This is a genomic window from Hyphomonas sp. (genome assembly GCF_046313975.1).
Lineage (GTDB): Bacteria > Pseudomonadota > Alphaproteobacteria > Caulobacterales > Hyphomonadaceae > Hyphomonas.
The window spans coordinates 1-11,061 of the sequence record NZ_JBKBXB010000064.1 but is presented as its reverse complement, the minus strand read 5'-3'; the positions used below and the strand labels follow the sequence as shown (position 1 = coordinate 11,061).

Below are 11,061 nucleotides of genomic sequence, written 5' to 3'. Positions count from 1 at the left end.
CGGGGGTCTGGCTGCCGGGGCTGCCGCTGATCTGGAACGGGTTGACGATGTTGCCTACATTATAGGCATAGGGAGATTCCGAAATCGGCCTGTCCGGCCCGCAATAGCGGCCATAGCCGCACGTTTTCAGGTTCTCCACGGTCCGGTCATACTCCGCTTCCGAAACGCGCAGGAGAGGCTCGCTCTCCCAGACACCTGCCCACCGGTCCACCAGCGTCACATCATGATAACCGTCCGAAGGCGGACGGTTGGCGCTGACGCCGGTCATGCCGGTGCCCGTGCTGCCGGAACCTGTCCCTGACCCGCTGCCACCACCAAGCCGGTCTGCCGCTTTCACCGCCAGCGGGCTTTCCGGGAAACGCGTCATCAGGCTGCGCCAGGCCGTGCGGGCCTTGTCCATATCGCCCTTGGCCGCCCATTCGTCGGCAAAGGCATAAATAGCCCCGGCATTCGGCAACTTCGCCAGATCGGCCTCAAACTTCGCCTTTTCTGCAGCCGCTTTTTCGGCCGCTTCCTCTTCCGGCGTCTTGGGATTGGGCGGAACCTGACCCCGCGCGACGGTGGGACCGGCAGCAATGAACTTGCCGTCCTTCCACAATTCCTTGCGTGAACTGAAATCCGGCCAGGTGACCAGCATCATTCCGTCTGCCAGCCCGTTCTTGAACGTGCCCTCCAGGACAGGCGGCTTGCCGGTGCCGTTTGGTGCGGATGTGTAGCCTTGCCCGTTCAGCCCATTGCTGTCGAACGGACCGCCCGCCCACGATCCGTCCACGGATGCGCGCCGCACACCATTTCCGAGGATCTGGCCATTCAGGATCGTGCCGGATTTTATGTCGCCCTTGCTATCGATCAGAGTACCGGTCTGGTTTCGCTGTCCAAACTCATTGGCGCCATCCTTGCCTTCAAACCATGTGGTGTAACCGCCCTCACCCTTGTTGAGATATGACACAGGCGCACCGAGTATGTTTGGACGCGCTGCGGAAGATTGCTGCCAGTCAACCTGCGCCGCATTCGAACGATCATAGGACGGACGCCGCCCGGCAGCCGTATCGCGGGCCGCAGCGCTGTTGGTCTGGCGCACCCCGGGGGTCTGCACCACTTCCGTCCGGTTCAGGGCTTCCATGACATCGTAATTGTCCGGCGTGCTGCGCCCGCCGAGCAGGCTGCCAAGGTTGCTGAAGAAGTCCTTCACCTTGCAGGCCGAGTTGGCCGCCTTCATCGTGAGGCGGCACCCGATATGCGCCGAGCACAGTTCCTGCTGCAGCAGCTCATCGGCCGTATAGTCCTTAGGATTGCAGTTCGCATCATAGCCCGTGCCCTGCGCGAGCGCGGGCGCTGCCGTTAGAGACATCATCCCGACAAGGACGATCAGGCGGACTTTCGTTTGCATGACGCTGACGGCTTTCATTGTGCGCCACTCCCCGCGGTATTGACCCGTGCCTCTACCGCCTGCTCCAGCGGCGCGTAGCGGGCCATGATTTCCTGTTCCGCGGCGGCGCGCGCGGCGGCATCGCCGGCGAGAATGGCGTTGAGCTCGGCAATGTCATTGCCGATTGCTGCTGGCAGATGTTCTGCACATTCCGCCCAGCTGTAGTTTTTGGGCACCTTGCAGGCCTTTGCCCAGACGATCTTGTGACTGTCCGTCGGTTCGCTCGACAGGCCTTCGCGGCGGACGAGAATGTGCTTTTCCGGAATCTTCACACCGCAGGCTTTTTTCACCTCACTGGCAAAAGCCTTGAAAGGTTCCTGCACGTTGCCGCATTGGGCTGCCACGTTCACCTCGACGATAGTCATCACGCGCTCATTGCCGGCGGCGTCAAAAGACTGTTTCTGCAGATACGAGCTCAACAACCACCAGCCCGAGATATCCGCCAGCGTGCTGGCGCGCGAAGAACCTTCCGAACTCTGCCAGCGGTATCGGACTGCGCCGAGGTCGCTGAACACGGTGCCGGCAAGGTGATTGTGCGTCTTGTCGCGATAGGCTGTCCCGTCTGACCAGTATTTGGTCTGAAAGCTCTCAGGCGGCGCAATCTCGAGTCCGTAGAGCATGTTCAGCTCAAGCGAAGAATTGTCGCTCACACCGACAGCATAGCCCTTGCCATGCGCAAGGCCGAAGCGGCACGCGCCGGTCCATGTCCGGTTCTGCCAGAAGCTGACGAAGCGATTGTACCGCGTCTCGCCGGGCGCGAAGGCAACGACGGAACATTGCGGATCGGCCGTTGGAATGACCCGCTCACCGGGCAGCAGCGGCAGGTCCATGCCAAGAAATGTCGGCACCTTTTCCGTCGTCAGCTGAGCCTGTGCCGCGGCCATACCCGCCCCGAACACTGCCCATGCGAAAAGCCCGGCGAGCGCTCCCGGAAGGAGCTGCAGCGCCTGGCGAAACCAGAACACTTTCATTGAGATCGGCCTCTTCCCCCTGCCTTGGGGCAAGAATTGATCTGCTCCGGAGATTTTGTCCAGAGGCTTTATTCAGGGGCAAATTAAGGGGGCCGGCTATTCGGCAGCGACCGGCGTAAACTCGCTGCGCCAGTCTTCCATCAGCGCGCGGTTGTCATGATCCCACGGATGGAAACCCGGCTTGAACCAGGTGATCCAGATTTTCCAGCCGCGGCCGAAGAAGTTCGGCTCCTTCCACAGGAAGCGCTTGACGGCCTTCTTCGCCTCCTCCGGCGTGTAGCCGTCAGCTTCAAGCATCCAGGCGGAATAGGTCGCGATATTGCGCGGGAAGAAATACGAGATCAGCAGCATCGCCATGCAGCGCCGGAAATAGCGCCGCCAGGCGGGCCAGTCTTTCGTCGCCTCGAGGAAGACGTCATAGGCCACCGCCTTGTGCTCGGTCTCTTCCATCGCATGCCAGCGCCAGAGATCTCGCAGGGCGGGGTCGGTTTTTGTGAACATGTCGTCATGCGCGGCGAACATGTCAGCCAGCATCGCGGTGAAATGTTCGAGGCAGATGGTGGAGATCAGCATGCGCATGGGGCCGCGGGCACGGGAGAAGGCGATCCGTTCACGGATCTGTTCCTCGATGCGCTCGACAGGATACTTGTCCCGGTCGATCATCCTGTTCAGCAGGTGATGCTCGCGCGAGTGCAGCGCCTCCTGCGTGATGAAATCCTTCGCGTCTTGTGCCAGCTTGCCGGTGAGGCGGTCCTTGTAGGCGCGCACGGCGTCCATGAAGAGACGCTCGCCATCCGGGAAGGTCATGGACAGTGTGTTCAGCACCGCCGTGGCCACCGGGTCGCCATCCAGCCAGTGGCCGGTCTTCGCGCTCGCGACATCAAAACGCAGATCGCGGGGCAGAATGGTGATATCTTCGGGAGAGCGTTTGGCCGTCATCTCGCATATCCTGCTGACAAGGGGGCATTCCGGCCCCAAATCTCAATCGAATTTCAGTCTTTCTGGCACATACTGACAAAAATGTCGATAAGCAAAACCACCCCCCCGCCCCGTGTCCGGCGGTCGCAGGAAGCCTCGCGGGAGAACATCCTTGAGGCCGCCGAGCGCCTGCTGGTGCAGCAGGGCCCGCAATCGCTGCGTCTCGCCGATGTGGCGAAGGAAGCCGGCGTGGCCAACGCCACCGTGCTGCACCATTTCGGCACGATAAGCGGGGTGCAGGCGGCCCTGATGGAGAAGATGATCGCAGAGCTGGTCGCGGGCCTGCTGGCGATGGAGCTGCCGGCAGACCCGAAATCCGGGCGCCTCGCCGGCATCCAGAACCTGTTCGATGCCTTCGAGGCGAAGGGCGCCGCCCGGCTCGCGGCCTGGCTGGAACTTACGGACGAGTCGCGCCGGCTCGGCACGGTGCGCGAGGCGGTGCAGACCGTGATCCGGCAACGCATCCGCCCGGATGATGACGCTGCAAACGAGCGGCTGGAGGATGCCATCCTCGTCAGCGTGATCCTCGCGATCGGCACCGGCCTGTTCGGCCCGACGCTGAGCGAGCTGCTCGGCAAGAAGAAAGACCGGGCGCGCAGGGTGGCGCTGGCCTTGCTGGAAGCCGGGCTCGCGGAAAGCTGAGACGGTCCGCGTGCGGACCTGTGCGGACGAGATGTGCAGGCAGGATTGAAGTGCTAAAGGGCGGCGATGCTGCGGATATCTGAAATCAAGTTGCCTCTGGACCATGAGGCGGACGCGTTGCCTGCGGCGATAACCGCCCGGCTGGGTATCCGCGCGGAAGACCTGCTCAGCTGGTCGGTGTGGAAACGCGCGCATGACGCGCGGCGCAAATCAGCGATCCTGAAAGTCTACATTGTCGATGCAGAAGTACGCGGCGAGGCCGCCGTGCTGGCGCGCTGCGCGGGCGACCGGCATGTGACCCGCACGCCGGACACCTCCTACACCCCCCCGCCCGTGCGGCCTGGCAAGCTGCGCCCCGTCGTGATCGGTGCGGGCCCGTGCGGCCTGTTCGCGGGTCTCATCCTGGCCGAGATGGGCCTCAAGCCCATCATCCTTGACCGCGGCAAGGTTGTGCGTAAACGGACGAAAGACACCTGGGGCCTCTGGCGGCGCAGCGAGTTGAACCCGGAATCGAACGTCCAGTATGGCGAAGGCGGCGCCGGCACGTTCTCGGACGGCAAGCTCTACAGCCAGATCAAAGACCCACGCTTCCTCGGCCGCAAGGTGCTGACGGAATTCGTCGCGGCCGGCGCGCCGCCGGAAATCCTGACCGAGGCACATCCGCATATCGGCACGTTCCGGCTGGTCACAATGGTCGAAAGCCTGCGGGCGAAGATCGAGGCGCTCGGCGGCGAATACCGCTTTCAGCACAGGGTGACCGATTTCGAACTGGAGCGGGCCTCCGGCGGCGCCTACCGCCTGCGCGGCCTGCACCTGCACACGGGCGAGTTCCTGGAGGCCGATCATGTCGTCCTCGCCATCGGGCATTCCTCGCGCGACACATTCCGTGTGCTGCATGATCGCGGCGTTCATATCGAGGCCAAACCCTTCTCCATCGGCTTCCGGATCGAGCATCCGCAATCCTGGATCGACAAGGCGATGTTTGGTCCGTGTGCGGGACATCCCGATCTCGGCGCGGCGGCCTATTCCCTGTCGCATCACGCCAAGAACGGGCGCACCGCCTACAGTTTCTGCATGTGCCCGGGCGGCACGGTGGTCGCGGCCGCTTCGGAACCGGGCCACCTCGTCACCAATGGCATGAGCCAGTATTCGCGCAACGAGCGCAACGCGAATGCGGGCTTCGTCGTCGGCATCACGCCGGCCGATTTCCCGAGCCCGCATCCGCTGGCAGGCATCGAGCTGCAGCGCCAACTCGAAGCGCGTGCCTTCGCGGCGGGTGGGCGGGACTATTTCGCGCCGGGCCAGCGCGTCGGCGATTTCCTTTCCGGCCTGGCCTCCACGACGCTCGGCCCTGTCACTCCCAGCTACCGCCCCGGCGTGCGGCCCGCTGACCTGTCGCAGCTGATGCCGGATTATGTGATCGAGGCGATGCGCGAAGCCCTGCCGGTCTTCGGCCGCAAGATCCCGCGCTATGACGATCCCGATGCGCTGCTGACCGGCGTGGAGACGCGCACCTCGTCCCCCATCCGCATCACGCGCGGCGCAGATTTCCAGAGCCTGAACGTGCGCGGCCTGTTCCCCGCCGGCGAAGGCGCAGGCTATGCTGGCGGCATTCTCTCGGCCGGCGTAGACGGCATCAAGGTTGCCGAAGCCGTTGCCCGCGCCATGTCGATCGCTGCGGTGGCTTAGGCCTGATCCTGCCAAAGGCCTGTATCGCGCCGGTGCGGACCACGCTACACTCTGCACCGGTGTGGAGGTGTGGGATGCAGCTGTTCCGTGCACTTTGGGTCTGCTTGGCTGTCGCGCTGTTCGCCGCGCCGGCACTGGCCGATACGGGCCGGCGCGACGCGGAGACTGAAAGCTTCGTCAGGGGCTTTGTCCGCTTCCTCGCCTATCACGAAGCCGGCCATCTGCTGATGGGCCAGATCGCCAATCTGAACACGCATCCCGACTGGTCGGCTGCAGACCGGGAGGACTATGCCGACAAGCTCGCCACGATCCTGCTGCAGCCCGATGCGGATGATCCGGACGGGATTGACGAGATTATCAGTGCCGTCGCTGGCTGGCTGCAGGTCGATACCAGCCTCCTTGAGAATCAGCCGCACGCCCCGCCGCAGGACCGCGCCTATGATATCCTCTGCCTCGTCTATGGCAGCGATCCCGCTTCCTTCGCCGAGTTCGAGGAAATACTGGATCCGTCATCGGACTGTACCGGGCTCTACCAGGCCATGCGCGAAGAAATGGATAGTGTGTTCAGGGACTATGGCGACGAGATGGGTCACTCCGTTGCCATCGTGTACGGCCCGCCAACCGGCGGCATGGAGGCGGCGCGGTCTTTCCTGATCGAGAGCCAGGTCGCCGAAGACCTGAAGCTTGATCTCGAGGCGGACTTCTACCTGACACACCGCACAACCATCCAGGCGATGAGTTGCGCAGGCAAGGCAAAGCCGGACACGTTCTACTTCGACACAGTCCGCGCACCTAATCCGGAGAATGATCACTTCGTGATCACGCTCTGCTACGAGATGATCGACGCGCGCCTGAAATATGGCATGCGCGGATTTGAAGACGAGGAAGATCAGAACTGAGCGCTGCATAGACGCGGCGCGTGTAGAGTGCCAAGGGTGGTATATTGAAAGGGACGGAAATGAAAAAGCTCAACACATGGATTCTCTCGGCGTCTGCCGGGCTGGCAGCTGCGCTGATCACGGGCCTGCCGGGCGCTGCCCTCGCGCAGGGCGAAGACGAGATAGAGGTTTCCGCCTCTGAAGAAGAGGCCGGCGAAGAGATTGACTGCTCGGATGAGGCAGACTGCGTCGAGGAAGACGCCGTATACGAGGACGATGCGGGCCTTGTACTCCCGCCTGCGGGCACGACGGCCGATGACGCAGCGCCTGCAGAAACGGAAGCGTCCGGCGAACCGGTGCTGATCACGCCGGGCTCCACCGAGGAAAGCAATCCCGGCGGCTCCACCCGTCCCGGAACGACACCCGACAACTGATCCGGCGCGCCCCGCTGTCACTTGCCGGCAGCAGGCGCTGACGCGGCAGCCTTGTAGAGGTCCGCCCGCGTCACGGCGCCGGCAACATTCTCGCACACGTCGCGGCCCGGATCCGGCCACACGGCCCCGAGCAGCTGGTCGGTTTCGATTTCCAGCGGCGTGAAGCTGCGGCTGTGTGCGCTCAGCAGCTGGCTGCACGCATCCTGCGCGAGCGGCTCCCAGGGCTGCGTCTGCCGCGACACATCCCAGACCCGGATCATCCCGTCTGCGCTGGCGGAAACGATGCGCGTTCCGTCGGCGGAGAAAGTCGCGCTGCGCACATCGCTGCCATGCCCCGGAAGTGTCGTCAGGAGCCGGCCATCTGCGGCGTCCCAGATGTTTGCCGTCTGGTCGAGGTTCGCGGTCGCGATGCGTGTTCCGTCCGGCGAGAACTGCACGCCCGAAACCTGGCCCTTGAAGGCCGTCAGTGTGGCGAGCACCTTCCCCGTCTCTGCGCTCCACACCCGCGCGGTGCCATCATCGCTTCCCGTGACGATGCGCGTGCCATCCGGTGAAAACGCCGCCGCCCCGAGCCCGCCCGCATGCCCTTCCAGCGTCCTGATCCCGGTTTCGTCCGCGAGGCGCCAGATCCGCGCCGTCCGGTCCTGCCCTGCTGTCACCAGCAATGTCCCGTCCGGCGAAAACTCCGCGCCTCTCAGGGGCTCAGCACTCGCCGGAAGTACGGCCAATGGCGCCCCGGTTGACGCATCCCATATCCGCGCCGTGCCATCCTCTCCGGCGGTGACGATCCTGTCTCCCTCGCGGGCATAGGACGCGCTGTTGACCGCCCCGTCATGTCCGGTGAGGGTCGCGATGGTCACGCCAGTCTGCCAGTCCCAGATCCTGCCGGTCGCATCTTCGCTGGCGGTCACCACACGGGTGCCATCCGGGGAGAAGGCGACGCCGTAAACCGCACCCTGATGATCCGTCAGGACGGCGAGGCGCGCGCCGGTGACGGCATCGCGCACATCTACCGTGCCATCCTGCACGGCGGTCGCAACATATCGTCCGTCCCGGGAGAATTCGGCGAAGGCTACCGCGCGCGCGCCGGAGCGGGAACTGTAGAGCAGCCGGCCCTGCGCCGCCCACACCCTGGCCGTCCCGTCATCGCTCGCCGTGAGAATCTGCGCGCCGTCAGGCGAGAACATTCCGGAGCGCACGCGCTCGCCATGCCCGAGCAAGGTCCGCACCGGCGCGCCGCTCGCCCCATCCCAAAGCATCGCGGTCGCATCACTGCTGAAAGTAAGCAGCGTCTTGCCGTCATTCGAAAAGGCGAGCCCGCGCACCGGGCGCTTGTGCCCGCTCAGCACGGCAACCTCCTTGCCGCGATCTGTGGTCCATAGCCGCGCGCTGGCATCGCCGCTCGCCGTCGCAATCATCTTGCCATCCGGCGCAAACGCCGCGGCCAGGACGGAATCGGAATGGCCTTCGAGCGTCTCCACCATGCGGCCGGTCGACGTGTTCCAGATACGCGCCGTCGTGTCATAGCTCGCGGTCACGAGCCTGCTGCCATCCCGCGAAAATCTTGCGCTGTAGACCGGGCCTTCGTGGCCGGAGAATGTCCGGACCAAAGCCCCGGTGCCTGCATCCCACAGCCGCGCTTCGCCGTCCTCGTGAGACGTGACCACATATCGTCCGTCTCCAGAATATTCTGCCGTCCAGACAATATCGCCGGCCTTTCCGATAGCATGCACTTCATCGCCGTCGGCGCTGTTCCAGATGCGGGCAAAACCGTCGCGGCCCGCCGACAGAACCTCAGTTCCGCTCCCCGAAAATTGTATTGTCTGGACCGGCGCGCCGTGCCCGGCGGCCTCGGCAATCATGGACTGCACAGTCACATCCCAGACCAATATCCGTCCGTCATTGCCGCCGGTGGCCAGCCGCGTCCCGTCCGGCGAGAAGGCCGCGGCATTGACCCGGCCTCCATGCCCTTCCAGTTTCGCGGTCAGCGCGCCCGTCGCCGCGCTCCACAGCTTCACCGCCCCGTCTTCGCTGACGGTCGCGATCAACGTTCCGTCTGCGGAGTAGACGGCGCTGTAGACCGCGCCGTCATGCAACAACGGTGGCAGCGTCTCGCCCGAGGCGAACATCGCCGCGCCGAGCACGGCGTGATAGGCGCGCGCGTTCCGCTCCGACAGCTGGCGTCCCGCGAGCGCATACCGCGCCGCTGTCAGCGTGTTTCCGGTTTCGAGACTTTGCCAGGCGCGCTCGGCAAAGAAACCGGCAAGATTGTCATGCGCAATGCGTTCGTTCCGCCGTGCCTCGAGACCCATGAAAACAGCTGCGGCCGCCAGGGCCGCAAACACGGTGCTGAGACCGGCGAGCCCCAGCACCATCCGGCTCAGGCGCGCTTCGTCCCGCCGCCGGTCACGCTGCCACAGGTCGTCGAAATCAACCCCGAGCAATCCGGCGGCAAGCCGGGCCACCGCCCTGTCCCGCCCATCCTTGCGAATGTCGAGCCCGAGAGGCTCAATCGGAAGGTCGTCCGGATTTGCAGCATTCTGCATCCGGCGCAGCGCGGCCGGGAAACATTCCGTATCCGGATCACCGGAGTTTGGAATACCATCTATGATGAAGGCAAACACCCTTGCCTCTGCGCCGCGCCGCCGAAACCGTTCGATCTCGGCAGCCACCCATTGGGACTTCGCCGACCGCGGCGAGCAGATGACGATCATCGCCTCCGACTCGTCGATGGATTTCTCCACGATGCTCGCAATGCTGGAAGCGGCGGCCATTTCCTCGTCATCGCGAAAGAACCGGCCAAGGCGTTCGCCGGGCGCGAGACGCCCCGCCACGCCCGGCGGGACACGGTAATTCTCCAGCCAGCCATGCAGCCGCTTGCCCCAGACCTTGTCCTGCTGCGAATAGCTGATGAACGCCCGATAGGTCTTCGCGCCTTCGTCCATACCCCACCCGTTTCCGTCCGCACATCGCGCCAGCCCCCAAACGTTAGAAGGCACCTCGACCAGAGTCGAGACTGAGGCAGTCCCGCCCTGCCTGAATTGCGCGAGGCTAGACGGGCTGCGGCGCCCTCACAGGCTGAGTGCCACGCACGTCACTGCCCGAGCCTGGCCGCCCGCGCGGATTATTCAAACCCGCCTGTCCTGATGCAGCCGTCATGAAATACACCCTGGACGACCAGCGTGCCGCTTTCGTCCTTACTCCAGAACGAGGTCTCCGGCTCGCCCTCGGCCGCGTATTTCGCCCCGGAGGCCGTCACCACTTCCTTGACGATATAGTCCTGCCCACCGGTGCGCAGCACCATCTGGTCATTCAGGATCCCGATCTCGGCGACCACACCGGCGCAGGTATACTCTGTCGAGAAGGCGAGTGGTGAATACGCCGCCACTTCGACCATGCCGAGCGCGACGAGGCCTGAGCCCGAGTCAAACCGGCGTCGGTCGCTTACAAACGCCACCTTTCCGTCCATCCTCACCGCTGCGCGAAAATCAAACACGCTGCCCGGTGATGTTCCGCCCGGCAGCGTGACTTCCACAGGTTGCGGCAACTGCATCCCATTCAGTTCCTTGCGGCCTTCGGCGATCACCGCGCCGGTCATAGGGTCCGTCACCTCAGCCTCCAGCACCGCACCGTCCGGCAGCGCGATCCGCGCCCGCATCATCACATCGGCCACCACGCGCGGCGCCAGAACGGGCTGGACCTGCGGGCCGGCGGCCAGGGCGGAATCGCCAGCAGGCGCCGTGCCGGACCAGGGCAGACACGCACACCCCGCCAGCATTCCCACAGCGAGTACCGCCGCAACTGCATGACATACCTTCATCACCATCTCCCCTTCAGAATGGACCTCGGTCCCGCCGCATCGAGACAGGTTGTGCTTGTATCACAACCCGGATCACCAACAGAAACCGAAATCGCGTAGCGGCGTTATTTGCGGGGGAGCTTCACGCTCGGGTCACCGAGCAGGTGCTGTCAGTCTAATGCGAACCCGTCTCCGGTTTTCGCGGGTCAGCAGGTGCTACACAACGAGAAGTTCGCGCCAT

At 64.3% G+C, this 11,061-nt stretch carries 8 protein-coding genes and 1 pseudogene; 4 read left to right on the top strand and 5 right to left on the bottom strand.

Going from position 1 to position 11,061, the window contains the following annotated elements; genetic code table 11:
• The 3 genes and pseudogenes from ACK4TE_RS15405 to ACK4TE_RS15395 all read right to left on the bottom strand — a co-directional run.
• Positions 1-1,408, bottom strand: a pseudogene (locus ACK4TE_RS15405) (hypothetical protein); the annotation flags it as partial.
• Positions 1,405-2,400: a hypothetical protein gene (locus ACK4TE_RS15400; RefSeq protein WP_409912422.1), complete on the bottom strand. Its 996-nt coding sequence runs from the start codon at positions 2,398-2,400 to the stop codon at positions 1,405-1,407. The gene ACK4TE_RS15400 and the pseudogene ACK4TE_RS15405, both read right to left, overlap by 4 nt.
• A gap of 96 nt (positions 2,401-2,496) precedes the next feature.
• Positions 2,497-3,339: a metal-dependent hydrolase gene (locus ACK4TE_RS15395; RefSeq protein WP_409912421.1), complete on the bottom strand. Its 843-nt coding sequence runs from the start codon at positions 3,337-3,339 to the stop codon at positions 2,497-2,499.
• An 81-nt stretch (positions 3,340-3,420) separates the two neighbouring features.
• On the opposite strand from ACK4TE_RS15395, the gene ACK4TE_RS15390 reads away from it, so the two are divergent.
• The 4 genes from ACK4TE_RS15390 to ACK4TE_RS15375 all read left to right on the top strand — a co-directional run bounded on the left by ACK4TE_RS15390 (position 3,421) and on the right by ACK4TE_RS15375 (position 7,021).
• Positions 3,421-4,020: a TetR/AcrR family transcriptional regulator gene (locus ACK4TE_RS15390; protein WP_409912420.1), complete on the top strand. Its 600-nt coding sequence runs from the start codon at positions 3,421-3,423 to the stop codon at positions 4,018-4,020.
• Between the two features lie 66 nt (positions 4,021-4,086).
• Positions 4,087-5,709, top strand: a complete 1,623-nt coding sequence (locus tag ACK4TE_RS15385; protein ID WP_409912419.1) for an NAD(P)/FAD-dependent oxidoreductase — start codon at positions 4,087-4,089, stop codon at positions 5,707-5,709.
• A gap of 74 nt (positions 5,710-5,783) precedes the next feature.
• On the top strand, positions 5,784-6,608 hold the full coding sequence (locus ACK4TE_RS15380; protein WP_409912418.1) for a DUF4344 domain-containing metallopeptidase: 825 nt from the start codon (positions 5,784-5,786) through the stop codon (positions 6,606-6,608).
• A 59-nt stretch (positions 6,609-6,667) separates the two neighbouring features.
• Positions 6,668-7,021, top strand: a complete 354-nt coding sequence (locus tag ACK4TE_RS15375; protein ID WP_409912417.1) for a hypothetical protein — start codon at positions 6,668-6,670, stop codon at positions 7,019-7,021.
• A 17-nt stretch (positions 7,022-7,038) separates the two neighbouring features.
• Here ACK4TE_RS15375 and ACK4TE_RS15370 read toward each other — a convergent pair whose 3' ends face one another.
• Together ACK4TE_RS15370 and ACK4TE_RS15365 are read right to left on the bottom strand one after the other, a co-directional pair.
• A complete protein-coding gene (locus ACK4TE_RS15370; protein ID WP_409912416.1) occupies positions 7,039-9,966 on the bottom strand; it encodes a toll/interleukin-1 receptor domain-containing protein in 2,928 nt (975 codons plus the stop codon).
• Between the two features lie 179 nt (positions 9,967-10,145).
• Entirely contained in the window at positions 10,146-10,841 is a 696-nt protein-coding gene (locus tag ACK4TE_RS15365; RefSeq protein WP_409912415.1) for a YbaY family lipoprotein, read from the bottom strand.
• Between the last annotated feature and the right edge of the window lie 220 nt (positions 10,842-11,061).